Annotated in this window: 20 protein-coding genes; 6 read left to right on the forward strand and 14 right to left on the reverse strand. The window is 64.5% G+C overall.

Annotated features, from left to right (window positions below; all coding sequences use genetic code 11):
* Nucleotides 1-166: 166 nt before the first annotated feature.
* The 3 genes from N2604_RS24520 to N2604_RS24530 form a co-directional block, all read right to left on the reverse strand.
* Nucleotides 167-658, reverse strand: coding sequence for a DUF2846 domain-containing protein (locus N2604_RS24520; RefSeq protein ID WP_260370743.1), 492 nt, complete (start codon nucleotides 656-658; stop codon nucleotides 167-169).
* Nucleotides 659-768: 110 nt separating this feature from the next.
* Nucleotides 769-4,272: a DNA polymerase III subunit alpha gene (dnaE, locus tag N2604_RS24525; RefSeq protein ID WP_260370744.1), complete on the reverse strand. Its 3,504-nt coding sequence runs from the start codon at nucleotides 4,270-4,272 to the stop codon at nucleotides 769-771.
* 456 nt (nucleotides 4,273-4,728) lie between these two features.
* Nucleotides 4,729-5,451, reverse strand: coding sequence for an outer membrane protein (locus N2604_RS24530; protein ID WP_260370745.1), 723 nt, complete (start codon nucleotides 5,449-5,451; stop codon nucleotides 4,729-4,731).
* A gap of 746 nt (nucleotides 5,452-6,197) precedes the next feature.
* On the opposite strand from N2604_RS24530, the gene N2604_RS24535 reads away from it, so the two are divergent.
* On the forward strand, nucleotides 6,198-7,484 hold the full coding sequence (locus tag N2604_RS24535) for a hypothetical protein (RefSeq protein ID WP_260370746.1): 1,287 nt from the start codon (nucleotides 6,198-6,200) through the stop codon (nucleotides 7,482-7,484).
* Between the two features lie 58 nt (nucleotides 7,485-7,542).
* On the opposite strand, the gene N2604_RS24540 is transcribed toward N2604_RS24535, so the two are convergent.
* The gene (locus N2604_RS24540) at nucleotides 7,543-8,328 is read right to left on the reverse strand and encodes a helix-turn-helix transcriptional regulator (RefSeq protein WP_260370747.1); all 786 of its coding nucleotides are present in this window, start codon (nucleotides 8,326-8,328) and stop codon (nucleotides 7,543-7,545) included.
* A 110-nt stretch (nucleotides 8,329-8,438) separates the two neighbouring features.
* On the opposite strand from N2604_RS24540, the gene N2604_RS24545 reads away from it, so the two are divergent.
* Nucleotides 8,439-9,518 (forward strand): zinc-binding alcohol dehydrogenase family protein, encoded by a 1,080-nt coding sequence (locus tag N2604_RS24545; RefSeq protein ID WP_260370748.1) that lies wholly within the window; start codon nucleotides 8,439-8,441, stop codon nucleotides 9,516-9,518.
* A 93-nt stretch (nucleotides 9,519-9,611) separates the two neighbouring features.
* Here N2604_RS24545 and N2604_RS24550 read toward each other — a convergent pair whose 3' ends face one another.
* The 8 genes from N2604_RS24550 to N2604_RS24585 form a co-directional block, all read right to left on the reverse strand.
* Nucleotides 9,612-10,316, reverse strand: a complete 705-nt coding sequence (locus N2604_RS24550; RefSeq protein WP_212257241.1) for an ABC transporter ATP-binding protein — start codon at nucleotides 10,314-10,316, stop codon at nucleotides 9,612-9,614.
* 7 nt (nucleotides 10,317-10,323) lie between these two features.
* The gene (locus tag N2604_RS24555; RefSeq protein WP_260370749.1) at nucleotides 10,324-11,604 is read right to left on the reverse strand and encodes a lipoprotein-releasing ABC transporter permease subunit; all 1,281 of its coding nucleotides are present in this window, start codon (nucleotides 11,602-11,604) and stop codon (nucleotides 10,324-10,326) included.
* A 90-nt stretch (nucleotides 11,605-11,694) separates the two neighbouring features.
* On the reverse strand, nucleotides 11,695-13,014 hold the full coding sequence (gene proS, locus N2604_RS24560) for a proline--tRNA ligase (RefSeq protein WP_260370750.1): 1,320 nt from the start codon (nucleotides 13,012-13,014) through the stop codon (nucleotides 11,695-11,697).
* Nucleotides 13,015-13,179: 165 nt separating this feature from the next.
* Nucleotides 13,180-14,742, reverse strand: coding sequence for a copper resistance CopC/CopD family protein (locus tag N2604_RS24565; RefSeq protein ID WP_260370751.1), 1,563 nt, complete (start codon nucleotides 14,740-14,742; stop codon nucleotides 13,180-13,182).
* The gene (locus tag N2604_RS24570; protein ID WP_260370752.1) at nucleotides 14,742-15,260 is read right to left on the reverse strand and encodes a YcnI family protein; all 519 of its coding nucleotides are present in this window, start codon (nucleotides 15,258-15,260) and stop codon (nucleotides 14,742-14,744) included. The genes N2604_RS24565 and N2604_RS24570 overlap by 1 nt, the downstream gene beginning before the upstream one ends.
* A gap of 29 nt (nucleotides 15,261-15,289) precedes the next feature.
* Nucleotides 15,290-15,826, reverse strand: a complete 537-nt coding sequence (locus tag N2604_RS24575) for a copper chaperone PCu(A)C (protein ID WP_260370753.1) — start codon at nucleotides 15,824-15,826, stop codon at nucleotides 15,290-15,292.
* Between the two features lie 33 nt (nucleotides 15,827-15,859).
* Nucleotides 15,860-18,307 carry a TonB-dependent receptor gene (locus N2604_RS24580; RefSeq protein ID WP_260370754.1) on the reverse strand — a complete coding sequence of 816 codons (2,448 nt, stop codon included), beginning with the start codon at nucleotides 18,305-18,307 and terminating at the stop codon, nucleotides 15,860-15,862.
* 112 nt (nucleotides 18,308-18,419) lie between these two features.
* Entirely contained in the window at nucleotides 18,420-18,797 is a 378-nt protein-coding gene (locus N2604_RS24585; RefSeq protein ID WP_260370755.1) for a DUF2946 domain-containing protein, read from the reverse strand.
* Between the two features lie 743 nt (nucleotides 18,798-19,540).
* On the opposite strand from N2604_RS24585, the gene N2604_RS24590 reads away from it, so the two are divergent.
* The 3 genes from N2604_RS24590 to N2604_RS24600 are packed head-to-tail and all read left to right on the forward strand — an operon-like array spanning nucleotide 19,541 to nucleotide 23,123.
* Complete coding sequence (locus N2604_RS24590) at nucleotides 19,541-20,563, forward strand: sugar ABC transporter substrate-binding protein (RefSeq protein ID WP_260370756.1); 1,023 nt, start codon at nucleotides 19,541-19,543, stop codon at nucleotides 20,561-20,563.
* 20 nt (nucleotides 20,564-20,583) lie between these two features.
* Nucleotides 20,584-22,086 (forward strand): sugar ABC transporter ATP-binding protein, encoded by a 1,503-nt coding sequence (locus N2604_RS24595; protein WP_260370757.1) that lies wholly within the window; start codon nucleotides 20,584-20,586, stop codon nucleotides 22,084-22,086.
* A gap of 11 nt (nucleotides 22,087-22,097) precedes the next feature.
* Complete coding sequence (locus N2604_RS24600; RefSeq protein WP_260370758.1) at nucleotides 22,098-23,123, forward strand: ABC transporter permease; 1,026 nt, start codon at nucleotides 22,098-22,100, stop codon at nucleotides 23,121-23,123.
* 334 nt (nucleotides 23,124-23,457) lie between these two features.
* Here the strand turns inward: N2604_RS24600 and N2604_RS24605 are convergent, their stop codons facing one another.
* Together N2604_RS24605 and N2604_RS24610 are read right to left on the reverse strand one after the other, a co-directional pair.
* Nucleotides 23,458-24,192, reverse strand: a complete 735-nt coding sequence (locus N2604_RS24605; RefSeq protein ID WP_260370759.1) for an L-2-amino-thiazoline-4-carboxylic acid hydrolase — start codon at nucleotides 24,190-24,192, stop codon at nucleotides 23,458-23,460.
* Between the two features lie 46 nt (nucleotides 24,193-24,238).
* Nucleotides 24,239-24,631 (reverse strand): RidA family protein, encoded by a 393-nt coding sequence (locus N2604_RS24610; RefSeq protein ID WP_260370760.1) that lies wholly within the window; start codon nucleotides 24,629-24,631, stop codon nucleotides 24,239-24,241.
* Between the two features lie 130 nt (nucleotides 24,632-24,761).
* On the opposite strand from N2604_RS24610, the gene N2604_RS24615 reads away from it, so the two are divergent.
* Entirely contained in the window at nucleotides 24,762-25,388 is a 627-nt protein-coding gene (locus N2604_RS24615; RefSeq protein WP_260376302.1) for a LysR family transcriptional regulator, read from the forward strand.
* Nucleotides 25,389-25,525: the final 137 nt, after the last annotated feature.

Genomic DNA, 25,525 nt, shown 5'->3' on the forward strand with positions numbered 1-25,525 from the left:
CCAGCTGAATGGCACTTGAACGAGATGCCCGGATTGAGGCGGCGACATGGCCGCGCCGCTGCCGGCGTGAGGCCAGCGTAAGATGCACGACGAGGCGGTCTTCCCGCCTCGGCCCTCAGTTCACGCCATGCTGCGAGGCCGAAGCCAATGAACGCCTCACGCGCGCCTATTCGGCGAGTCGAAGCTCTGCAACCGTCGTCCGCGCAGCCTGTTCCTCCAGCGGCAGGAAATCCAGGGGCCCCTGATTCTTGTAACCAGAGGTAATCGCGAGCGTGAGGCCCCAGCCGAGCAATCCCGTACTCGAATTTGCGATGATCGCGTTTTTTCGCTCGCTGAAGCGCGCCACGAAGAACAAGGTCTGGCCCGATCGAGCGTTGAAGTCCACACGCGTGACACCGAGCGCGGCCTCTTCCGCCACGAATTGATGTTGGCCCGCCGGCCGGTCGACATAGACGTATGTCCCGGTCTTCAGACCCTTGATCGGTGTTCCATCGATACTGAATGCCCAGTCGGGATCGCCAAGCCCGCCGAAGCCCTTTTCGCGAAGGACGACCACACGTGCATGCCCTGCTTTCGGTGGACCGATCTTTCGCTCCGTTGCCGAATAGTCGAGCCCGCTCCTAGCGGTTTCACAGCCGCACAGCAACACGGCGGCCACGAATAGTACCAGCCCACGCAATATCATCACGCCCCCAGAGCTTCCCGGGAAGCATCCTAATGGGAAACACCGCCTGGTTGCAACAGCACGACCACGACCACCGAGCCAGACTAAAGCTGCTGCACGTCCACAACGCCCGCGACCGCCTTGATCGCGCCGGCGATCTGCGGCGAGACCTTGAAGCGGCCGGGCAGCTTCATCTCCACCTCGGTCTCGAGGTCGAGCATCATCACCAGCGAGACCTCGCCGTCGCCGTTGGAGCGCGGTGCGATGCCGGGACTGCCGACCTTCGGCGCACCGCCGTTGGAAGCCGCCATGTCGGGCCCGGCGAGACGCTTGGCGATCGAGTCCAGCGGCTTGGTGTCGCGCAGGAAGATGCGCAGGCCCTTCTGCGTCTTCGCCGCGGCATCGTCGAGCGGCTCGGCATGCAGCACGCGGGCGCGGACGTCCTCGCCCTGGAGCTCGGCCCCTAGCTGAAGCAGCACGGCCGCACCCGGCTCCAGCACGTCACGGTATTGCGCAAGGCCTTCCGAGAACAGCACCGCCTCGAAATGGCCGGTAGGATCGGACAGTCCCATGATGCCCATCTTGTTGCCGGTCTTGGTGCGCCGCTCCATGCGCGAGACCACGGTCGCGGCGACCTTGCCGGCGGTGGCGCCGGTCTTCACCGCGCGCGAGAACTCGGCCCAGCTCTGCACCCGCAGCCGCTTCAAGACGGTGGCGTAATCGTCGAGCGGATGTCCCGACAGGAAGAAGCCGATCGCGTCGTATTCGCGCCGCAGCCGCTCGGCCGGCAGCCACGGCTCGACCTGCGGCAGCATGATGGTCGGCGCATCCGCCGACATGCCGAACATGTCGTTCTGGCCGATGGTCGCAGCTTCATGCGCCCGCTGGCAGGCGGCGAGGATCGCGTCCGCACCGGCAAAGACGCGCGCCCGGTTCGGCTCCAGCGTGTCGAAGGCGCCGGCAGCGGCGAGACTTTCGATGATGCGCTTGTTGATCGCGCGCGGCGAGACGCGCGCGGCGAAATCGGCGAGCGAGGTGAACAGGCCGCCTCGGGTGCGCTCCGCGATGATCTGCTCGATCGCCTGGATACCGACGCCCTTGAGCGCGGCGAGCGCGTAGTAGATCGTGTTCTCGCCAACGTCGAAGGTCGCGCCCGACCGGTTGATGTTCGGCGGCTCGACCTTGATGCCGAGGCGCTGCGCCTCGGAACGGAATTCGGAGAGCTTGTCGGTGTTGTTCAGATCGAGCGTCATGGACGCGGCGATGAACTCCACCGGATAATGCGCCTTCATGTAGGCGGTGTGGTAGGACACCAGCGCGTAGGCCGCCGCGTGGCTCTTGTTGAAGCCGTAGTCGGCGAATTTCGCGAGCAGCTCGAAGATCGTCTCGGCCTGCCCCTTCGGCACACCGTTCTTCACCGCGCCGGCGACGAAGATGTCGCGCTGCTTGTCCATCTCGGCGCGGATCTTCTTGCCCATGGCGCGGCGCAGCAGGTCGGCGTCGCCGAGCGAATAGCCCGACATCACCTGCGCGATCTGCATCACCTGTTCCTGGTAGATGATGACGCCGAAGGTCTCCTTCAGGATCGGCTCCAGCACGGGATGCAGATATTCCGGCTCCTCGTCGCCGTGCTTGCGGGCGCAATAGGTCGGGATGTTCGCCATCGGGCCCGGCCGATAGAGCGCGACCAGCGCGATGATGTCCTCGAAACGGTCAGGGCGCATGTCGATCAGCGCCCGCCGCATGCCCTGGCTTTCAACCTGGAACACGCCGACCACGTCGCCGCGCGCCAGCATCTGGTAGCTCTCGGCATCGTCGATCGGCAGCGTGGCGAGATCGACATGGATGCCGCGCGGCTTCAGCAGCTTGCAGGCGACGTCGAGCACGGTGAGCGTCTTCAGGCCGAGGAAGTCGAACTTCACGAGCCCCGCAGGCTCGACCCATTTCATATTGAACTGGGTCACCGGCATGTCGGATTTGGGATCGCGGTAGAGCGGCACGAGCTCGCTCAACGGACGATCGCCGATCACGATGCCGGCTGCGTGGGTCGAGGCGTGGCGGGTCAGGCCTTCGAGACGCTGGGCGATGTCGAAGGCGCGCGCCACCACGGGATCTTCATCGCGGAACGCCTGCAGCTTCGGCTCGCTCTCGATCGCGGCGGCCAGCGTCACCGGCGCCGCTGGATTCTGCGGCACCAGCTTGGTCAGCTTGTCGACCTGGCCATAGGGCATCTGCAGCACGCGGCCGACGTCGCGCAGCACGCCGCGCGCCTGCAGCGTACCGAAGGTGATGATCTGCGCGACCTGATCGCGGCCGTAGCGCTGCTGGACGTAACTGATCACCTCGCCACGGCGGTCCTGGCAGAAGTCGATGTCGAAGTCCGGCATCGAGACGCGTTCCGGATTGAGGAAGCGCTCGAACAGCAGGCCGAACTTGATCGGATCGAGGTCGGTGATGGTCAGCGCCCAAGCCACCAGCGAGCCCGCGCCGGAGCCGCGGCCCGGTCCGACGGGAATGCCCTGGCTCTTCGCCCATTTGATGAAGTCGGACACGATCAGGAAGTAGCCCGCGTATTTCATGCGGGTGATGACGTCGAGCTCGAAGGCGAGACGCTTGGCGTAGGTCTCTTCCGTCGTGCCCTGCGACAGGCCGTGGACGCTGAGGCGCTTGGCCAGCCCCTCCTCCGCCTGCCGCTTCAATTCGGCGGCCTCGACCGCGGCGGCGTCCGAGCTCTGCGCAGCGCCCACGGTGAAGAACGGCAGGATGGGCTTGCGCGTCATCGGCCGGAACGAGCAGCGCTCGGCGATCTCCACCGTCGAGGCCAGCGCCTCCGGAATGTCGGCGAACAGCACAGCCATCTCGGCACGCGTCTTGAAGCGATGATCCGGCGTCAGCTGCACGCGGTCGGTCTCGGCGATCAGCCGGCCGCCGGCGATGCAGAGCAGCGCATCATGCGCCTCGTAATCGTCGGTGGCCGCGAAATACGGCTCGTTGGTCGCAACCAGCGGCAGCCCCTTGGCGTAAGCGATGTCGATCAAGCCACCTTCGACGCGCCGCTCCTTCTCCGCGTTGTGGCGCTGCAATTCGATGTAGAGACGGTCGCCGAACAGAGCAGCGAGACGCTCGCATCGCGCCCCGGCGAGCTCGGCCATGCCACCGGCGAGCGCCAGCGAGATCGGCCCGTCCGGCCCGCCCGTCAGCGCGATCAGGCCCTCGGTCTCGCCCTCGAGCCAGTCGAGCTTGATGAACGGAGCATGGCTGTCCGGCGATTCCAGGAACGCGCGCGAGTTCAGCCGCATCAGGCTGCGATAGCCGCGCTCCTGCGCGGCGAGCAGCACCACGCGCGACGGCCCCATCGCGTTGCGCGCGTTGGGATCCTGATCGCCGAAATCGATGGCGAGCTCGCAGCCGACGATCGGCTGGATCCCGGAGCCCGCCATCTTGTCGGAGAACTCCAGCGCGCCGAACAGATTGTCGGTGTCGGTCAGCGCCAGCGCGGGCTGGTGGTCTTTCTTGGCAAGCTCGGCGAGCTTGGCGATCTTGATCGAGCCCTTGAGCAGCGAATAGGCCGAGTGAACGTGAAGGTGGACAAATCCGGCGCTCGGCATGGTCGCGTGACGGCCTCTTGCAGATGAGATGGAGCGGTCGCCGGCTCCTCAAGGCATCATGCACTCGCGCGGCCGACTCGCCTTGCAATGGTGGGGTCTCACAGCTTCAGAGTCCACGACGGAGCGGCCGCTTCGTCGCGTCGTCCCGCTTTTCCCCAACCGGGCCAGCCCCGGAACCGCAGGATCAAAGCTGCGGGATAACCTGGGCCCAGATCGCGATCATCCCGACGAACAGCGTGATGGACGCCAGTGCAGCCGCCTCTTCCACGAAAATCCTGAACATGGTCTCGCTCCCTCGCTAGAACGTATGAAGAACATTGTTCTCATTTTGTTCTCAAGAGTCAAGCCTGACCAGAGATCTCGCAGCGCAATGGTTAACTTGCTGAATGCACACAATAAAAAAGCCCCGGCCGACCGCCGGGGCTTTCGATGACCGCTCGCAGAGAGCGATCGGTATCAGTAACGGCCGAGGAGCGGGCCGCCGAACTTGTAGTTCAGGCGGACGAGGCCCATGTCGACGTCCTGACGGATGCGCTCCGTACCGGCAAAGCCGGCGAAGGTGACGTCCTTGTCGGCCAGGAAGATGTGGTTGTACTCGACGCCAACCGACCAGTTCGGCGCGAAGCCGTACTCGAGGCCGGCACCGACAGTTCCGCCCCAACGGGTGTCGCTGGTCGACGCCAGCAGCGGACCACCGAGGTCGTAGATCTCGTACTTGTCGCTGACCACAGCCGCACCACCCTTCACGTAGAGCAGCACGTTGTTCCAGGCATAGCCGACCTGGCCGGTGATCAGGCCGAACGCGTCGATCTTGGTGCGGTTGCGCGTGGCAAACAGCGCGCTGGTGTTGTCGCCCGAGAAGTCAGCCCAGTTGCCCTGACCTTCCACGCCGAACACGAACTGCCCGGACTGCCAGCGATAGCCGATCTGGCCGCCGACCGTGCCGCCGGTCGCGTCGTGCGAACCTTCACGACCGAGACCAACGAAGTCCCAGGTCGCGTGCGAGGAACCGCCGCCGCCGTTGAGACCGATGTAGAAGCCGCTCCAGTCGTAAACGGCGGCGATCGCCGCCGGCGGAGCCTTGGTGTACGGCCTCGCCGCGAGATCGGCAGCCAGCGCCGGCGCAGCCGCGCTGAGCGCGACAAGGCTGACAGCGGCGAGCAACAACTTCTTCTTCATTTGATTCCCGTTCCAGTTTCTTCAGAGGCCCCCGGGCCGTGGCGTGGTCATAACAGCGATCGACGGAATTGCTGTAACCGCAACGCCACAGTGCGATTGAAAGGACCTTACTCATTAACGAATATGAATCGCACGTGCGCGGGAACCCTTTGGAACAAGGGGTTTTCAGCAGTTCCAGCGTCGGCGCGAGGAGATAAATTGCATGCGCGCGTAACGTCGTCGCGCGCACATTCGCGTGATAGGAGAGTCGAAAAGCGCGGTCGAGCTGCTCATCCCATTGTCGCCATATTTTCGCTCGCATTCATCACATTCGTGCTCGCATCACTCGCAAGCTCGCTCGCGCACATTCGGCAAGGATCATCCCTTCCGCCTCACGGGCGATGAATGGCCGAGACTGAGCAATTGCAGGTTCGACACCTGCGCGCTGAGATCGCCGCGCCGCACTCATGCTCGCCCTCGCCGGCATGCTCCCGGCAAGCGGAGCTGCGCACGCGCAAACTTTTAATCCGCGCTATCCGATCTGCACGCGCGTCGCCGCCTGGGCCGCGCTGCGGCTAGCGGCGGGTGATCGAGTTCGCTGCAGCGACGTGCGAACCGCGAGGCGCCGGCACGTTCTCCAACACGGCATTGGCGGACCGGACGTCTGTCCGAAACAAATACGCATGGTGCACGCGACCGCAAGTTGTGACCGAGCTGGTCATCGTATAGCGTCCGTCCAAGCCGTCCTTCGCGCAGTCGATCCTTCCATGCTCACCCGTATCCTGCTCCTGGCCTCGCTCTTGCTTCCGGCCACTTTGCGTGCCGAAGCAGCGCCGGCCGAGAAAGCCGGATTTGCCTCCAGGCTGACGATTTATCTCGCCAAGGGGCCACCCGACGCATGCGGCCCGGGCTGCGATCGCTGGATTGCCATCGAGGGCGAGATCGATCGGGAGGCTGCGCTGCGCATTCGCCGCTTCCTCGCCGCCGTCAAGGACCTGCAGCGTCCGATCTACCTGCATTCGCCCGGCGGCAACGTCGAGCAGTCCTATGCGATCGGGCGGTTGCTGCGCAGCCGCAAGGCGATTGCCAGGGTCGGCCGGACGATCGCGACCGCCTGCGCCGCGGGCACGCAGGTAGACGCCGCGTGCCTGAAGCTCAAGAACGCGAGCGGCGAGGTCGAGGCCGAGCTCACCACTTACCGTGCCATGTGCAACTCCGCCTGCGGATACCTGTTTCTCGGGGCGACATCGCGCGAGGTCGCCCCCGACGCCGCAATGGCGGTCCATAATTCCAGGCTGGTGCTCGCCTTTGACGGACGGCCCGATCCGGCGGCCGTCGCGGAATACAGGCGCCGCCGGCTCTTGGCGGCCGATCGCGATCGCGCCGCTTTCATCGCGGCGATGGGAATTAGCCGCGAGCTCGATTCCCTCATCCGGACGGTCAAGTTCGAAAGCCTGCACGTGCTGACGCGATCCGAGCTCTACGGTTTCGGTATCGACACGCGGCCCCTGGCCGAAACGATGTGGCGGCTGGAGAAAGGAGCACGGCCCTTCATCAGCAAGATGGCCGCGGTGAAGAAGGAAAGCGACGCGTCGTTCCGGACCATGGAATGGCGCCTCTATTGCGAAAACAAGAAGTGCGTGCCGCTGCTGTTCGCGGGCGAGATCGACGCAGCCGCCACCGGCCAGAGAACGATCATGATGGCAGCCAGTGCCGACCTGAGCAAGCAAGCGGGAGGGCCTCCGGTCCGGTTCGGAAAGTACGAGGTCTGGAACGGCGCCGTCGATCCCGACATGATCAACGCAGTGCTGGCCTCGCACTCCCTGCAGGTCCGGGAAACCACTCCGGAACCAGAGGGAAAGGCGGACGTCACGCGCTTCAACCTCGACTTGACCGGTTTGCATTCGGTGTGGACGCAGCTCGGGACGTCGTGCACATCGGCGACGACAGCCCCGGCAAAAGCCTGGCCAGCGAATCCTCTGCAGCCGACGCCCTGGACAGCAGGTCCCCTCCCGAACGCCGGCGCAGCACCTTCTGCCACAGCCGCGCCGTGAGCGCGCGACGAGCGACGAGGCTTGCCCGTCGCTCTTCAGAAGCTGAAGCCAGCGTCCATCAGTCTCCACCCTCAACCGGCGTATAGATCACGAGCTTCAGCGCGGGATCGTCGTTGGCCTGGAAGCTGGTGTGCTCGAAGTGCAGCACGCCCTTGGTCGGATGGTTCATGGTCTTGCGGCCCGAGATGGTGCTGCGGACGTCATGTGCATCCCACCATTCGACGAATTCCGGACTGCCCTCGCGCAGTCGCGTCAGCAACTCCGTGAAGGCGGGATCGCCGGCCCAGACGTCGTGATTGGCGCGAAACATCGCCACCATGGCCTTGGCAACGCCGGTCCAGCCGGCGCCGTAGGATTTTCGCGTCTGCTTGTTGGTCATCATGAGAAGCAACGTGTTGCGGTCCTGCTCCGGCGATCGCCCGAAGCCGAAGACCTCCTCGGCCGCATCGTTCCAGGCCAGCACGTCCCAGCGCCGGCCCGTGACATAGGCCGGCTGCTGCAGGCTCTCGATCATCCGACGAATGGGCGGAGGGACGATCTCGCGCGTGAACGCGCTTCTTGCGCGCTCGCGCGCCAGCGCCATGAGGTGCGCGTGCTCGGCCTTGCTGAGACGGAGGGCCAGGGCCAGCGCATCCACCGTGGTGACGGACGGGCTGACTGTGCGGCCCTGTTCGAGGCGGATGTACCAGTCGACGCCGATGCCGGCGAGCTGTGCGACCTCCTCGCGGCGCAGCCCCGCGGTGCGTCGGCGCCTGCCCATCGGCAGCCCAACGGCCTTCGGCGACAGTTTTTCGCGGCGGGACCTCAGAAAGTCGCCGAATTCGACGCGGCGGAGATCGGCCATGACGAGTGTCCCTGCGATGGAGGGCCGATAGGATACTAGGATAATACCAGGCCTTCTTGTCCCCGCCAAGGCGGCGCATACGGACTTCACTCGACCTCGAGGTGAACATCATGAAAGCTGCAGTGCTCAAGTCCTTCGGCTCGCCGCTGGCGATCGAGAATGTCCCCGAACCGGTGCTCGGCACCGGCGAAATCATCGTCGACGTCGTCGCCACGCGCGTGCTGTCCTACATGAACGAGGTCTTCGACGGGACGCGCAATTATGCGCTCGACCTGCCGATCATCCCGGGCCCCGGCGGCATCGGCCGGGTGCGCGCGATCGGCCCGGACGCGACCAAGCTCGCCGTCGGCGATTGGGTGTTCTGTGATCCGACGGTGCGCTCGCGCGATGACGCCGTAGCGCCCGATATCGCCCTGCAGGGCCTGACCGCCGCCGGTCCCGGCGGCATGCGCCTGCAACGGCACTTTCGCCACGGCTCCTTCGCCGAGCAGATGCGCGTGCCGACCGAGAACGTCAAACCCCTCGGCCCGATCACATCCGAGCAGGCGACGCAATGGTGCGCGCTGGGCACGCTGCTGGTGCCCTATGGCGGCTTCCTCGCGGCAAACCTTCGCCCGGGCGAGACCGTGCTGGTGAGCGGCGCCACCGGCAATTTCGGCAGCGCCGCCGTCTCCGTCGCGCTGGCGATGGGCGCAGCCTGCGTGGTCACGCCGGGCCGCAACGAGAAGATCCTCGCCGACCTCGTCCGCCGCTTCGGCGGCCGCGTGAAGCCGGTCAGGCTCACCGGCCATGAGGACGACGACCGCGAAGCGATGAAGCGCGCCGCGCCGGGGCCGATCGACTGCGTGTTCGACATCATGCCGCCCTCGGTGAGCCCGATTGTGGTGCGGGCCGCCATCATGACGGTGCGCGCTTACGGCCGCGTCGTGCTGATGGGCGGCGTCGGCATGGCGGGCGGCGCAGGCCTCGAGCTGCCCTACCCCTGGATCATGCGCAACTGCATCAGCATCCACGGCGTCTGGATGTATCCGCCGGATGCGGCGAGCCGCCTGATCGCGCTGGTCCGCGCCGGATTGCTGCGGCTCGACGCATACGAGACCACGGCCTTCGACCTCGACCACGCCAACGAAGCCGTGGCGCATGCCGCCGCCAATGGCGGACCGTTCAAATTGACGGTGATCAGGCCCTGAGCCCTGAGCCGGCGGCGGAGCGCCGTCGCCGATTTTTTTCGGAAGTCCCACCAAGCACTTGGCTACTGTGCATGGGGTTGTTTTCGAGGGCTTTTAATCGAGCTCGACCACCTGGCCGTGCGACAGCGAGACCCGCCGGTCCATGCGCCCGGCGAGCTCCATGTTGTGGGTCGCGATCAGCATCGACACGTGCGTCGCCTTGACCAGCTGCATCAGGGCCTGGAACACGTGCTCGGCGGTACCAGGGTCGAGATTGCCTGTCGGCTCGTCCGCAAACAACACACGCGGCGCATTGGCCACTGCACGGGCGATGGCGACACGCTGCTGCTCGCCGCCGGACAGCTCCGCGGGGCGGTGGGTGATGCGGTCGCCGAGGCCGAGATAACCCAGGATCTCCTTGGCGCGCTTGACGCTCTCGGACTTCTTCAGGCCGCGGATCATCTGCGGCAGCATGACGTTCTCGAGGGCCGAGAACTCCGGCAGCAGCCGATGCGACTGATAGACGAAGCCGATATCGGTGCGGCGCAGCTGCGTGCGCTCGATGTCGGGCAGCTGCGAGGTCGGCGCGCCCGAGACATAGACCTCGCCGGAATCGGGGGCTTCCAGCAGCCCCGCGATGTGCAGCAGCGTCGACTTGCCCGAGCCCGACGGCGCCACCAGAGCGACGGACTGGCCGGCCCACAGCGCCAGCTTGGCGCCGTCGAGGATCGTCAGCGGCACCTCGCCCTGCAAGTACTGCCGCTTTATCTCGTGGAGATAAATGACCGGTACATCTTCCGCCCCCTGCTGCTGCTCCATCAGCCCCTCACTCGTACCGGAGCGCTTCGACGGGATCGAGGCGCGCGGCGCGCCACGACGGATAGAGCGTCGCCAGGAACGACAGCGTCAGCGCCATGATGACGACGGCCGTGGTCTCGCCGACGTCGATCTCGGCGGGCAGTTTTGACAGGAAGTAGAGCTCCGGCGAGAACAGCTCGGTCGAGGTCAGCCATGACAGGAATTGCCGGATCGATTCGATGTTGAGACAGATCACGAGGCCGACGCAGAAGCCGACCAGCGTGCCGACCACCCCGATCGAAGCGCCCGTGATCAGGAAGATCCGCATGATCGATCCCTGCGAGGCGCCCATGGTGCGCAGGATCGCGATGTCGCTGCCCTTGTCCTTCACCAGCATGATCAGGCCGGAGACGATGTTGAGCGCGGCGACCAGCACGATCATGGTCAGGATCAGGAACATCACGTTGCGCTCGACCTGGAGCGCGTTGAAGAAGGTCGAGTTGCGCTGCCGCCAATCCACCAGGAATATCGGCCGGCCCGCCGCCTCCGTCACCGCCTTGCGGAAGGCGTCGATCCTGTCGGGGTTGGTCGTGAACACCTCGATCGAGGTGACGTCGTTGCTGCGGTTGAAATAGGCCTGCGCTTCGGCGAGCGGCATGAACACGAAGCCGAGATCGTATTCGGACATGCCGATCTCGAACACCGCGACGATCTTGTACGGCTTGATCCGCGGCGTCGTGCCCATCGGCGTGACCGCGCCCTTCGGCGCCACCAGCGTGATGCTGTCACCGGCATGCAGCGAAAGCTGGTCGGCGAGGCGGCGGCCGATCGCGACGCCCTGCCCGTCGTCAAAGCCTTCGAGCGAGCCCTGCTTGATGTTCTTGGCGATCGAGGTGAGATTGTTGAGATCGTCGGAGCGGATGCCACGCACGAGGACGCCCGAGGCGTTCCATGGCGATGACGCCAGCGCCTGACCGTCAACCACCGGCGCCGCGAGCCGGATGCCCTCGACCTGGCTGAGGCGGTCGGCAACGTCCTTCCAGTCGGTCAGCGGCGATTCCAGGGGCTGGACCAGGATGTGGCCGTTGAGGCCCAGGATCTTGTCGAGCAGCTCCTTGCGGAAGCCGTTCATCACGGCCATGACGATGATCAGCGTCGCGACGCCGAGCATGATGCCGAGAAAGGAGAACCCGGCGATGACCGAGATGAATCCCTCCTTGCGGCGCGCCCGCAAATAGCGCGCCGACAGCATCCACTCGAATGGCGCGAAAGGCGCGGTTTGCACGGTTTCGGTCATGGTCTCATCCATCGCTCGATAATCCCATGATTCGGGGTCAATTGTGGCCGGATTGGCGGCCGCGATATCGCGCGATGAACAATATTCAGCCGATCAGCCTTATCAGCCCGCAAGTCTTGCGACCGCGTCGGCAGGCGACATGGTCTCGCGCGCGCCGTCGCTGCGCCGCTTGATCTCGACCTTGCCGTCGGCGAGCCCCTTCGGCCCGATCATGATCTGCCAGGGGATGCCGATCAGGTCGGCAGCGGCGAATTTGGCGCCGGCACGCTGGTCGGTGTCGTCGTAGAGCACGTCGACGCCCTTGGCGGTGAGCTCGGCATAGAGCTTCTCGCAGGCCGCATCGACGGCCGCATCACCCTGCTTCAGGTTGAGGATCGAGACGCGGAACGGTGCCACCGCCTCCGGCCATTTGATGCCGGCATCGTCATGGCAGGCTTCGATGATGGCACCAAGCAGGCGCGAGACGCCGACGCCGTACGAGCCGCCATGGATCGGCACGTCGACGCCGTCCGGCCCCGCCACCAGCGCCTTCATCGGCTCGGAATATTTGGTGCCGAAATAGAAGATCTGGCCGACCTCGATGCCGCGGGTGTTCACCCGCTTGTCGTCCGGCACTTCCTGCTCGAAGCGCGCGGCGTCGTGGACGTCCTCGGTCGCTGCATAGAGCGAGGTCCACTGCTTGATGATCGGCGTCAGATCGCTCTCATAATCGACGTCCTCGCCGGGTACCGGCAGGTCCAGCACGTCGCGATTGATGAACACGCCGGATTCGCCGGTCTCGGCAAGCACGATGAACTCGTGGCTGAGATCGCCGCCGATCGGGCCGGTCTCGGCGCGCATCGGGATTGCCTTCAGTCCCATCCGTGCGAAGGTGCGCAAGTATGCGACGAACATCTTGTTGTAGGCGACGCGTGCCGCGGCCTCGTTGAGGTCGAACGAATAGGCGTCCTTCATCAGGAACTCGCGGCCGCGCATCACGCCGAAACGCGGACGCTGCTCGTCGCGGAATTTCCATTGGATATGATAGAGATTCAGCGGCAGGTTCTTGTAGGACTTCACATAGGCGCGGAAGATCTCGGTGATCATTTCCTCGTTGGTCGGTCCGTACAGCAGCTCGCGCTTATGGCGGTCGGCGATGCGCAGCATCTCCGGGCCATAGGCGTCGTAGCGGCCGCTCTCGCGCCAGAGATCGGCGAGCTGAAGCGTCGGCATCAGCACCTCGATCGCGCCCGAACGGTCCTGCTCCTCGCGCACGATCTGCTCGATCTTCTTCAGCACGCGAAACCCGAGCGGCAGCCAGGCATAGATGCCGGCCGCCTCCTGCCGGATCATGCCGGCACGCAGCATCAGCCGATGCGAGACGATCTCCGCCTCTTTCGGATTTTCCTTCAGGATGGGCAGAAAGAACCGCGACAACCGCATGCTAATACTCTGGGAATCAGTGATCGCCCGCAGTGAAACCGGATTGGGAGCGAAAACACAAGACCGGGAATGAGGAAAAGCCGCTAACGCGGCGAAATTCCTGTCATTTTTCCGTTGCCTTCAGGTTTGACTCGAGGAGCAGCGTGGAATGCAAAGCCGGCGAGCCTAGGGCGGCGGCACATCGAGTTCATCCGCGAGGGTGATCTTCTCGAAATCGCTCACGAGCGCCTCGATCCGGACACGCCAGCGGCCGGCGAAGGGCAGCTCGACCTTGCGTACGTGCCAGTAGCCATCCGGCCCGAGCGAGGCGCCCCGTTCCATCGGCTCGATGCCGCGCTCGGGCAGGCTGAGCGTCAACGTCACCTCTTTGGCGCCCAGGGGCGTCCCCTCGCCGGTCATGAGCTGGAGTACGAAATCGTCCTTGCCGACCTTTCCAGGAGACACCAGCACCTGGAACATCGCCTTGTCGCTGTGGATGTGGATTGCCAAAGCCGTCTCCGGAACAATCGTTCGCGGCGGCGGCGTGAAGCGCCAACCAGCGACGACGGCGAAGATGGCGAGGGCGATAGCGCATTCGAGAAGGATCGAGCGCTTGAGCATAGCCTGGGATCCGCGATCACGTGCGAGCGCCGGAGCGAGGCGGAAGCGGTTGAGCGCCGCAAGTGCGAGCAGCATGAGAACCAGCGCGAGCTTGATCGAGAGGATGAGTCCATAGCGGGTCTCGACCAACGCCGAAGCCTTTTCGAGCTGAACAATTGCAAGGGCAAGACCCGTCAATGCCAGCACGCCGACGGCCGGCATGGCGATGCCCGAGAAGCGGTTCACGACGACAAGGGTTGCTGGCGTCGGCTTCGAGAGCAGTGCCGCGAGCGGAGCAAGAGCGCCGATCCACAGCGCAACGCACAGGCCGTGAAGAAACATCGCCGGTCGCATCATCATCTGAGGCGGCGCTGTTGCGGCGTGCCCGCTCATGGCAAGCGACAAGCCCACACCGACCCCCGCAATCAAAGCAAGAGCGCGCGAAGACCACGCGCTGCGCAGCGCCAGTAGAGCGAGCAGCATCGCCGCGGCGGCAACAAGAAACGCGCGGCCGGCACTGGTCGTGAACGCGACCTTCCAAGGCGCGGCCGCCGCGAGCGCCGCGGGCGGCAGGCCGAGGAGATCGAGACCGAGCGCACCGACGGACACCACCGCGCTCGAAAGGCCGACCACGAGCGCCGCGCGCGGCACGGTCGTGCCTGTCAACGACCGTGATATCCAGCGCGCGAACAACACACCGCCGACGCCAACGAACAGCCCGAGGTAGAGGCCAACGCGTGCCAGCCAGATCAGCACGCCCAACCAGTTGCCAGTGCTCGCGGGCGGCTTCGTTTCCGACGGCGTGCCGACCGAAAACATCACCGATCCCACCACCGGATGGCCATCCTGCGAGATCACGCGATAACTGACGACCGCGGTCCCCTCAGGCAAATCCGCCGGCATCGCCACCGAGATCGTCTCGCCCGACGCACTGACACGCGGATCGTCTCGCGCCCTGCCCGCCCCGTCGATCAGCCGGATGGCGCCTGGCGTCACCGGCTCGTTGAACCGCAGCTCCACCACCTCGGGCGCGGTCGCGAGCGTGCTGCCGCTCGCCGGCTCGACCGAGATCAGCGCCGCATGCGCGAGCGCACCGCTCGCGAGGCCCGCAGCGAAGAGCAGCGTCGCGAGCGCGGCGAGGACGCGCATCAGGGTTTCGGCAGGAGCTTCACGCCAGGCGCCGGCGACTTGCCCTCATGCGAATGCCCTGCCCCCTCGGTTGGGATTTCGATCCAGCGGCTAACGCCGGCCTCACATTCCTGAACCACGGGGAAGTACAAGGTCGTGTTCGGCTTAAGCTTGTCGGTCAGCACCGTCTGCATGATGAACTCGTCATAGTTCTTGTCCGGCAGCTTGCCGCCGGACCACGCCACCTCCTTGACGCCGGACGATAGCTTGTTGCCGTGATAGTCGTATTCCCCGGCATATTTGCCCTCGAGGATATCGATGCTCCAGCCGGCCTTCGGCATCGGCTTCACCGCGATCACCCCTTCCGGAATCTGCACGCGGAGCTTCACCGTCGGCGATCCCGCGCAGCCATGCGGCACGGTGAAGACCGCCTTGTAGGACGCACCGATTGTGGCTTGCTTGGTCTCGAGCGAGACATGCGCGGCCGCTGGTGATGCGGCGAGCGCGGCGATCAGGATCAGGCAGGATCGTTTCGACATATTCGGTCTCCCGAGAGTCCAGAACAGTCTCATTTCATCTTCATTCCCGAATGATCCGGCATTTTCTTCATGTCCATATGACCCGAGTGTCCGCCATCGCCCGGCGCCTGCGCGCCGACGCCCTGGACGTCGAGGGCAACAGCGACCTTTCCGGCCTTCTCGAACTGAAGCGTCACCGGCACCTTGTCGCCCTGCTTGAAGGGTCCCTTCAGCTCCTGAAGCATCAAGTGATTGCTGCCGGGCGCGAGCTTCACACTCTTGCCTGGATCGATCGTCAGTCCCTTGTCGAGCGGGCGCATCTTCATCACGCCGTTGTCCATCGCCATCTCGTGAATCTCGGCCTTGCCTGCGATATCGGCGGACACGCTGACCAGCCTGTCGGCCGCGTTGCCCTTGTTTTCGATCGTCAGGTAGCCGCCGGCGACCTTGGCGCCGCCCGGCGTCGCCCGGCTCCAGGCCTGCGAGATGACGAGATCGCCGGCCTTGACATCCTCGGCGCGCACGGGGGCGGCGAACATTGCGGCGGAGAGCGCTGCGAGCGCGAGGATTCGTGAGAGCTTGGTCATGTCATTTTACCTTTCTTGTCGTAGACGTCGCCATCAGAACGTGTACTTGCCGGCGAGAACGAAGGTTCGCCCCGGAAACGGATGGAACAGGAAATACTGCGCGTTGAAGAGATTATCGATGCCGAAGTCGAACGCGAAATTCTTCGTCGCGTTATAGTCCATCTTCACGTCGACAACGAGGAAGTTGTCGAACGCGCCATAGACGTGGGCAACACGATCCGTGTTGTCCAGCGTCGAGTACTGCTTGCCACTGTAGCGGGCGGCAATGGTGTAAGCCCAACTATCGTTCGGCCGGTAGGTCACGCCGAATTTTGCGCGCCAGTCCGGGACATATGGCACACGTTTGCCGACGACGGTCGTCGGCAGGTTCGTCAAGGGATCAATGCCGGCCCAGCTCGCATCGGCCAGGATACGGGAATCGACATAAGTCACGCTGCCGAACACCTGCAGACCGCCAATGAGGACGTTGTCCTTGTCGGCCGACAGCTCGATACCCTGCAGTCTGATCGCATCGACATTGCTGATCACCGTCGTCGGCGTCTGCACCTTCGTCACCGGATTGGTGACGTGGTTGGTCTGGGAGATGATCGCATGATCGGTGTGCTCCCGGAACAGCGTCAGCCGGACGCGGCCGTCGCTCCATCTGCGCTCGATGTTCAGCTCACCGATCAGATCCTGCTCAGGTAACAGGTTGGGATTGGCGACCGTCGCCACGCCGCCGACCGTCAGGTTCTGATAGAGCTCCATCACGGTCGGATACCGATAGGCCTGCCCGACGTTTGCCGTGATGTTCCAGTCCTCGGTCGGATCGAATGAGAGCGACGCTTTCGGTGAGAAATTCGTCGAGGAGAGCTGCGGTTGTTGAACCGCAGCGATCGATGTGATCGCGCCGGCGGCGGTGGTGGCCGTACTGACATTGAAGCCATCCTGGGCACGCCAGGTTTCGAGCCGCCCGCCGAGCGTGAGCTTCAGATTGTGAATGATCTTCCAGGCATCCTGAATCCAGATCGCGCCGGTCCGGGTCTCCCCCTCGCTCTGCGAGTAGAGCGTGCCGGTGCCGGTGTCGCCCGTCGCGTTCCACACCGCTGACGCGTAGATGGGGGTTTCCAGGCGGTAGCGATCACCATGCAGGCCGAAGCTGACCTCGTGCGGTCCATCGTAACCGAGCGGCCGCCAGATGCCCTTGGCATCGGCATTCTGCCAGTTGGTGCCGTCCATCCTTGTGATCTTCCCGTTCTGGGAATAGCCGACGCCTGTGGGCGTAACCGTAAACGGATTGAGCTGGATGTCCTGGAGATAGTTGTAGCTCGAAGCCGACAGGTCGAAATCGTAGGTGCCCTTGGTGTCGCTCTTGAGCGCGATGGCGTTGCTGACATGGGTCTGGTCCCAGACATATTTGCCGGTGGCAAATCCGGACAGGCCTGCGAATGTGGGCGCACCGCTCGCGGCCGACTTCAAATAGCTCTGCGGATCGGAGACCTGATGATTATTCCAGACTCCGAACGAATAGGTCGCGTGCACCTGTGCCGTGACGTCATAGGCCAGGCGGATGTTCCCGGAGGTCTGCTGCGAATGCGCGAGGATGCCCGCCCCGACCACATTGGCCGCAACGCCCTGCTTGTTCAGTGCGGGAAACGCACCGGTCGTACCGGCCGGGATTGTTGCGCTCGTCGTGTAGGTGAGCGGCTGCTGATAGCTGTCGAGATAGTTGGCGCTGACGAGCCATGACAGCTTGCCATCGCGATTGCCTGCGGCGGCGCTGGTCTGGCTCGTCACATACGTATCCCTCGTGCCGTACTGGCTCCACGGCATCACCGAGACCGTTTCCTTGGCAATAGCAAACGGCTTGTCCGGCATCTTTGACGAGATCAGCAGCACGCCGCCGATCGAATTGCCGGGATAGGCGGCCGCGAACGGACCGTTGAGATAGTCGACCCGTCCGATCGCTTCCGGAGAGATCAGGTTCCACTTCGGCGAGGCATTGGTGTTGTTGTTGCCGATCAGCGCCGAGATCAGGAGATCGTCGTAATAGATCAGCGTCCGCGAGCTCGAATTGAGGCCCCAGCTGCGCGTCGCGAGCACGGCATTGTTGTCGCCATCGTTGCGCTTGCGCACGAACAGGCTCGGCATGTATTTGACGGCGTCCTCGGGGTCCTTGAGGTTGATCGCCTCATCGACCTCCTTCGCCGTGATGCTGAAGGCGCGCTGTGGCAACTGATAGCGCGCCACAGCAGCCGGCGGCTCCAGTGACGGCCGGGCGCTGCCCGCCCCCTGCTCGGCCGCCGCGGCAGGAGCGGTCCGCACGCTGGCAAGCCTTGCCGCTTGAGTCGTGGCCGCGACCGGGCGCATCGTCAGATTGCGCGGCTTGGGCTTCACTGCCGCGGGCGCATCGACGGTGACAGGTGGCAGCACTGCGCTGCTCTGGGCAAACACACCGCTCGACGAAGCAAGCAGCGCCGCCTGAACGGCAACGATGCTCACGCCGCAGCGGGCATGACAATGTAACATTAGGGCATTCCTGACGCCGGCCTTCTTCCCGGCTGTTCGACAGCATCAATCGCCAGCGGACGAGCCGCGGCGACAGCGAGGGTCGTCAGGAAAGTTGCGGAGGTGCACGCGCCTGGGCGCTAGAGCCCTTGCGGGTGGAAATGGTCGATACGTCCGCCGCGCGCCACACCACGCGTCCAGCATGGCGGACGGGAATGGCCAAGGCCGACTGCGGCGGCGAATCGAGCGATGCGCTGGCCTGCGCCAGACAGCAGAGTGCACAGGCACCGGCATGCGCCGTCGGCGAGCCGGTCCGATCGTTCAGGCCGCCATCCTGGTCGCTCGCACTATGGCAGATGATGGCGGCAGAGAGCGGATCGGCAACGGCCTGGCCCGCCGCGAGACAGGCGGCAATCGGCGCCAGCACCTGCATCACCAGGGCGAGCAGGACCAGAGGCAGAAATTTTTGCAGGCGTGCGCGCATCCGCCGGACCATTCGTTCGTGCGCTAACTAAACACCGCCCCGGCACCCGAGTCGAGGTCAGTTCCGCCGCCCGCTTGGTCCAGCGCAAATTGCGCGACAGCTGTGGCCGGACCGCCCCACCCCGCGGCAGGCGGCATCTAAGGCAAGGAAGCCCGCCCCGGCCATCCACAAATTTCTTATGTTTGTCATATATTTAGATGGCTAAAAGCCCGATCATTTCGTCAGCTGCTGTTATTTTGAACATTCGTTGCTGAAAATGATGACAAGTGAGAAAAGTTGATCTAGCATCCCTCTTGCTCAGGCGCTGACCGCGAGGTCGAGGCCTGGTGGTCCAAGTCTCGGGAGGAGCCCCTGGCGCGCAAAACGCAGCGTCGCCCCGTCAATCAAGATCAAATCTTAAGATCGGGGATAATAGGGTCGACACAATTTTTGAGCGGGGCCAGGGCCCCGCTCTTTTTTTGCGTGCGTGGCCGATGCCGCCGATGAACGCTTCTTCCGGCCACATCGAGTAGTCATTTTAGCCAAGCATTGCGCGCACGACGCATCGCACTCGCGCAAGGGTCGATGCCCCGCGCTGACAGGCGATGCTCGACCTCGCGTGACGCTCAGCGGACGCTCCCGGCTGAAGCGACGCCTGTCCCGCACCTGATTGCAGATTGAGTGGGAACAACTCTTGTGAGAGACTTTCGGACATCGGTCGCGCAAGCAATGACGCGCCGACGACAAATATATGGGAGCGAGCGATGTCCGGGACGAAAGATTTCTCGACGACGAGGCGCGATCTTCTTCAGGCGGCAGCGACCGCCGGCGCCGCAACTGCCATCCTCGGCAGCATGGGCATAAACCCCGCACTGGCAGCCGAAGTCGGACGCAGCGAAAAGCCGCTGAAGGCGGCCTTCTCCAATGCGGGCCTTCAGGCGACCTGGTGCGCGCAAGGCAAGCAGGCCGCGGAATTCTGGGGCAAGCTGTTCAATGTCGAAGTCACCTGGTTCGACGGCCAGCTCGATGCAGTGAAGCAGCGCGCGGCGATCGACAACATGGCCTCGCAGAAATGGGACTTCGTCGCAATCCAGGCCTTCGGCATCGGCACCCTCACCCAGCCGGTGCAGAAGATGATCGATGCCGGCACGCCCGTGATCGACATGGACACGCTGATCGCGCCGCTGGATCAGATCAACGTCCACTCCTTCCTCGCCCCCGACAACGAGTTCATGGGCGCTTCGGTGACGCAGGCGCTGTGCAACGCCATGGGCGGCAAGGGCAAGATCATCATGACGCAGGGCGCGCTCGGACATACAGGTGCGCAAGGACGAGCCAAGGGCTTCAATTCGGTCGTCAAGCAATTCCCCGGCATCGAGGTGCTCGACACTCAGCCGGCCGATTGGGACGTATCGAAGACCGCCCGCCTCTGGGAAACCTACCTCACGAAGTACCCGCAGATCGACGCGGCCTTCTTCCACAATGACGACATGGCGCTGGCCGCCGCCAACATCATGAAGGCGCGCAATCGCACCAACATCCTGATCGGCGGGGTCGACGCCATGCCGCCGGCAATCCAGGCGGTGAGCGAAGGCCGCATGTTCGCGACCGTCCGCAATCCCTCCTGCCGCATCCATGGCGGCGCCATCGTCGCGGGCGTTGCGGCCGTGGTCGGCGGCGAGAAGAGCGGACAGGGCATTCCGAAGAACGTCGTTACCGACGGCCCGGTCGTGACCAAGGCCAATGCGGCCGGGATGCAGTGGATGCAGGATCACTTCCTGATCTGAGCCTCCAGATCTGAACTTTCATGAGCGTGGGACAACAGCCCATCCTGGAACTCCAGGGCATCACGAAGAGCTTCGGCGGCGTCGAAGCGCTTCGTGGTGTCGACTTCGCGCTTTATCCCGGCGAGATCCACGGCCTCGTCGGCGAGAACGGCGCCGGCAAAAGCACGCTGATGAAGATCATCGCCGGCGTGCACACCGAGTTCTCCGGCCGCTTCCTGGTCGACGGCCGGGAGATGCATTTTCGCTCGGCGCGCGATGCGCATGCCGCCGGTATCGCCATGGTGCACCAGGAGCTCAGCGTCGCGCCCGACCTGACCGTCGCGGAGAACGTCTTCCTCGGCAATCAGCCGACCAACGCCCTTGGTCTCGTGCAATGGCGGCGGATGGCGCGCGAGGCGGGCGAGCAGCTCGCCCGCTTCGGCATCGACGTCGACCCGATGGCGCGGCTCGGCGATCTTCCGATCGGGCTGCAGCAGCTGATCGAGATCGCGCGCGTGCTGTTCTCCGGCGCGCGCATCGTCATCCTGGACGAGCCGACCTCCGCCCTCTCCCCGCCCGAGGTCGAGCGGCTGTTCACAACGCTCAGGCGGCTGCGCGAGGAAGGCACTGCCATCGTCTTCATCTCGCATTTCATCGAGGACATCCTGCTGGTGTCCGACACGGTGACCGTGTTCCGCAATGGCCGGAAGGTCGCGGAGACGGCGAGCGCCGCGACCAGCAAGGGCGCGCTGATCGAGGCCATGATCGGCCGCGGCGGCGAGGCGCTCGAGCATAGCTATACCGACGACCTGATGCTGCCGCAGCCGAGCGGTAGCAACGTCATTCTCAGGGTCGACCAGCTGTCGCTGTCCCGCAGCCTTCAGGACGTCTCGTTCGAGGCCCGCGCCGGCGAGGTGCTCGGCATCTACGGCTTCATGGGTTGCGGCCAGCAGGAGCTGTCGCGCATCCTGTTCGGCAAGCTGAAGCCGGACAGCGGAACGCTTGCCGTCGAAGGCGTGCCGAAAAGTTTCGCCAGCACGGCTGCGGCGCGGCGCGCCGGCGTGGCGCTGGTGCCGGAGAGCCGGCGCGACATGCTGTTTCACCAGGAGCCGGTGTACAAGAACATCTCGATCAGCATCCTCGACCGCATCTCCTCGCTGCTGCTCAAGCCGGCGCAGGAGCGCGACATCGCCAAACGGCAGGTCGAGCAGCTGCAGATCCGGCCGCCCGTGGTCGGCCTCGATCTCGGCATGCTCTCGGGCGGCAACCAGCAGAAGGTCGCGCTGGCGAAATGGCTGACCTATCCGCCCAAGCTGCTGGTACTGTGCGAGCCGACCCGCGGCATGGATGTCGGCGCCAAGAACGACGTCATCAACATCGTCCGCGACCTCAGAACAAAGGGGCTCGCGATCATCGTGCTGTCGACCGAGCCGGAAACGGTGCTATCGCTGGCCGACCGCATCCTGGTGCTCAAGCGCGGCGCGTTGGTGCGGGAATTTTCGAACGAGCCGGTCAGCAAGGACCGCCTGCTGGAAGCAGCGTGACGGAGAAGCACATGAGCAGCGAGACGGCTTTGGCGACAGGACAACGGGCGCGGGGCCTTGCGCCCTTCCTGCGCTCGCAGATGCGCAACATCGCCCCGTTCCTGACGCTGATCTTCCTCTCCGCCTTCTTCGCCTTCGCCAGCCCCTCCTTCGCGACGCTCGACAATCTCGGCAACATCCTGACGCAGGTGTCGGTGACGGGCATCATCGCCGTCGGCCTCACCTTCGTGATCCTCTGCGCCGAGATCGACCTGTCGATCGCCAGCATCGCCAACGTCACGGGCATTGCGGTCGCCTACTTCACGCTGCAGGAATCCTACGTCAACATCGCCAACATTCCCCTGCCCGGCGCGGTCGCGATCATCCTGTCGCTCCTGCTCTGCGCCCTGCTCGGTCTCGTCAACGCGCTGGGGCTGACCGTGATCGGCATCCCCTCCTTCATCATGACCCTGGCAATGATGCAGATCGCCGCCGGCATCTCCGCACTCCTGGTGCGCGGCCAGATCGCCTACAAGGTACCGAGCCTGATCACGACGCTCGGCTCCGGCTCGGTCGGCGGCATCCCCTGGATCGTCATCGTCGCCGCCATCATGCTGCTCGCCGGCCATCTGGTGCTGACCTACACGCGCTTCGGCCGCTACGTCTACATGGTCGGGGGCAATCGCGAGGCGGCCGAATATTCGGGCCTCAACGTCAAGCTGATCCTCGGCGCGGTGATGGTGATCTCGGCGGTGTGCTCAGGGATCGGCGGCATGCTCGGCGTTGCCCATTTCGGCAGCGCGCAGCAGAACGAGTTCGACACTTACCTCCTCGACTCCATCGCCGCCGTCGTCGTCGGCGGCACCAGCCTGTTCGGCGGCCGCGGCGGCATCGGCAACACCATCGTCGGGCTCTTTGTTCTCGGTGTCCTGAATAACGGCCTCGACCACGTCAACATCGACAGCTTCCTGAAGATCCTGATCCGCGGCCTCATCCTCCTGGCGGCGCTGGTCATCAACGTCTATGCGCAGCGCTTGAGGGAGAAAGCGGCGGAATAGACGGCCGCTAAAACAAAAGTGCGAAAACAACCCCATGCACAGTAGCCGGGGCCAGCGGAATCAATGACTTGCCGGCGGGTGTCTTAAAATTGCGGATTTGGCGAAGCCGATTTGCTCCGTCGGGCAAAACAGGGGTATGATGTCATCATCGGCAGCCGGCGCATCCCTGGCAGCGCTTCCCCAAAAAACTCTGAAGTTCCGCGCAAACGACGACCCGTCATCCTGAGGTGCGAGGCCTGGAACGCAACGCGTTCCAGGCCGAGCCTCGAAGGATGAACGGCCACGCTGCCAGCCGGGCCGTCGCCCTTCGAGGGCCGCTGAAGAAGCGGCCACCTCAGGGTGATGGCGATAAAGCGAAGCTCGCTGCACCGATCTCGTCATTGTGAGCGCGATCCAATCGCGAAAATCGGAAATTGCAGTGGGTGGCGCCGCCGGCCAGCGTCTGGGTCCGCTCCAGGCGGATGCCGCGCGTGGCGTAGGCGTCGAAGTCGAGGCCGCAGATGTTCGGCAGGATCTCCGTGTCGCCATGGCGCGCCGCGAACTTGCAGAAGCCGCAGGCCTTGTAGTCGATGCCGAATTCGAAAGTGTCCTCGGGACCCGGCTCGACGAAATCGTAGACGAAATCTTCCGGAAACTCCGTTTGGTGAGCTTTTGTAACGCTCCGTGCTGCCTGTTCGCGCATCAAGGCCTGGTTCTCCGGCGACATGAACTGACGCCCCGCGCCTAGACGCTCGGCTTCGGGGATCGTCAGCAACTGCGCCTTGTAGGTTTCCCGCTCGATCTCCCCGATCACGGGCACCGGCACGCCGTGGCGACGCAGCACCCGACTGATCGCCATGAAGCCGGTCAGGCGCATGAAGAAATCGCTCATGCGGCTTGCCGGGCCGCCGACATAGGGCATCTGGGTGAGGACGATCTCGAATTCGTCCATCACCTCCCGCCTGATCGCGTCGATATCGGAGAGATGCGCGCGCTCGCGGAGCATCGCTTCGGCAAGGTCTAGTCGCTCGCGCATGGCAGCTTCCATGGCCTGCCGGTGCGTCTGGTAGAACGGATGAATCTCAGCCATTGGACACCCGATATGATTGGCTCATTGCAACATCGACGACGCTGCCTCATTCCGCGGCGATGGCCTCGATCTCCAGCAGCCATTTGCTGTCGACGGTCTCCACAACCACGACGCTCAGTGCCGGCTGGTGCTCGCCGAGCATGGCGCGGCGAATGACGCGGTTGGCGACGACTTGACTGCGGTCGGTCAGGAACGTGGTGACCTTGACCAGGTGCTCGACGCCAAGATCTGCCGCGGCGAGCACTTCCCTGACATTGCGCCAGGCCTGCTCGCATTGCGGCTCGAAGCCGTCAGGCACGGTGCCGTCGGAATTTTGAGGCACCTGGCCGCTGATGAACAGCAGGCGGCGATGCTGCTTCAGCTCCAGGCCCATGCAGTAGCCGCCGGCGGGCGGGTGAACCGTTGCGGGATTGTGGCTGACGATGTGAGCTGGGGACATGACGTTTCTCCGGATTTGCGCGTCAAGCGTATCCGGCGGCCTCAGGGCTGCGCAAAGCATCATTGCTGCGGTTCAGCGCAAGAAAATCTATTGCAGGGACGCGGCCTATCGGTGTCAAAGTGCGGTGGCGATGACCTACGCCCTCCCCCCACTCAACGCGCTCCGCGCCTTCGAGGCCGCCGCCCGGCACCTCAGCTTCAAGCTGGCCGCGCACGAACTGCACGTGACGCCAGCGGCCGTGGGACAGCAGGTAAAAGCTCTGGAAGCGCGCCTCGGCGTGCAGCTGTTCGAGCGGCTGCACAAGCAGCTCATCCTGACCGAGGCCGGCCAGGCCTATCTGCCCGGGATCTCCGAAGGCTTCCGCCACATTGCCGAGGCAACCTCGCGGTTGAAGCCGTCAGGCACGGTGCTGCTGCAAGTGGGCGTCCACGGCAGTTACGACCTGCGCCGCCTCGAACTTGCGGCGTTTCGCAACGAGCATGCGGAGATCGGTGTGCGCGTGCTGCAGCCCGCCGGCCTGCACGAGCTCGTCGAGGGCAAGGTGGACCTACTGATCGCCCGCGGCGTGAGCCACCATCCCGGCTATCGCTGCGAGCGGATCAATGAGGGAGCAGGCCCGGGTGATTGGCTGGTTGCGCCGGAAGGCACCGCAGATTGTCCGGAGATCGTGAGTTTTCGCGCGTGGCTACGCGCGCTGCCCGCGGCGAAACCGCTCGCAAATCGCCGCCCGCATCTGGTCGGCGGCTTCGGAAGTTAGCAGGCCCAGGGTTGCGCGCAGACGCTTCCGTTCAACTCAACTCACCCTTGCCCGTACAGAGGAGCTCGCGATGACCGTCTAGGTCATGGAGGCATAAGCGCGGAGCCAAAGCCGCTTGGAGAAGAAACGTCACCTGC

Origin of the sequence: Bradyrhizobium sp. CB1015 (assembly GCF_025200925.1) — a bacterium.
GTDB lineage: Bacteria > Pseudomonadota > Alphaproteobacteria > Rhizobiales > Xanthobacteraceae > Bradyrhizobium.

Bases quoted from the DNA above. Each gene is read 5' to 3' on its own strand.
- dnaE (WP_260370744.1), bottom strand. From the start codon at position 4,272: ATGCCGAGCGCCGGATTTGTCCACCTTCACGTTCACTCGGCCTATTCG.
- N2604_RS24530 (WP_260370745.1), bottom strand. From the start codon at position 5,451: ATGAAGAAGAAGTTGTTGCTCGCCGCTGTCAGCCTTGTCGCGCTCAGC.
- N2604_RS24535 (WP_260370746.1), top strand. From the start codon at position 6,198: ATGCTCACCCGTATCCTGCTCCTGGCCTCGCTCTTGCTTCCGGCCACT.
- N2604_RS24540 (WP_260370747.1), bottom strand. From the start codon at position 8,328: ATGGCCGATCTCCGCCGCGTCGAATTCGGCGACTTTCTGAGGTCCCGC.
- N2604_RS24545 (WP_260370748.1), top strand. From the start codon at position 8,439: ATGAAAGCTGCAGTGCTCAAGTCCTTCGGCTCGCCGCTGGCGATCGAG.
- N2604_RS24550 (WP_212257241.1), bottom strand. From the start codon at position 10,316: ATGGAGCAGCAGCAGGGGGCGGAAGATGTACCGGTCATTTATCTCCAC.
- N2604_RS24555 (WP_260370749.1), bottom strand. From the start codon at position 11,604: ATGGATGAGACCATGACCGAAACCGTGCAAACCGCGCCTTTCGCGCCA.
- proS (WP_260370750.1), bottom strand. From the start codon at position 13,014: ATGCGGTTGTCGCGGTTCTTTCTGCCCATCCTGAAGGAAAATCCGAAA.
- N2604_RS24565 (WP_260370751.1), bottom strand. From the start codon at position 14,742: ATGCGCGTCCTCGCCGCGCTCGCGACGCTGCTCTTCGCTGCGGGCCTC.
- N2604_RS24570 (WP_260370752.1), bottom strand. From the start codon at position 15,260: ATGTCGAAACGATCCTGCCTGATCCTGATCGCCGCGCTCGCCGCATCA.
- N2604_RS24575 (WP_260370753.1), bottom strand. From the start codon at position 15,826: ATGACCAAGCTCTCACGAATCCTCGCGCTCGCAGCGCTCTCCGCCGCA.
- N2604_RS24585 (WP_260370755.1), bottom strand. From the start codon at position 18,797: ATGCGCGCACGCCTGCAAAAATTTCTGCCTCTGGTCCTGCTCGCCCTG.
- N2604_RS24590 (WP_260370756.1), top strand. From the start codon at position 19,541: ATGTCCGGGACGAAAGATTTCTCGACGACGAGGCGCGATCTTCTTCAG.
- N2604_RS24595 (WP_260370757.1), top strand. From the start codon at position 20,584: ATGAGCGTGGGACAACAGCCCATCCTGGAACTCCAGGGCATCACGAAG.
- N2604_RS24600 (WP_260370758.1), top strand. From the start codon at position 22,098: ATGAGCAGCGAGACGGCTTTGGCGACAGGACAACGGGCGCGGGGCCTT.
- N2604_RS24605 (WP_260370759.1), bottom strand. From the start codon at position 24,192: ATGGCTGAGATTCATCCGTTCTACCAGACGCACCGGCAGGCCATGGAA.
- N2604_RS24610 (WP_260370760.1), bottom strand. From the start codon at position 24,631: ATGTCCCCAGCTCACATCGTCAGCCACAATCCCGCAACGGTTCACCCG.
- N2604_RS24615 (WP_260376302.1), top strand. From the start codon at position 24,762: ATGACCTACGCCCTCCCCCCACTCAACGCGCTCCGCGCCTTCGAGGCC.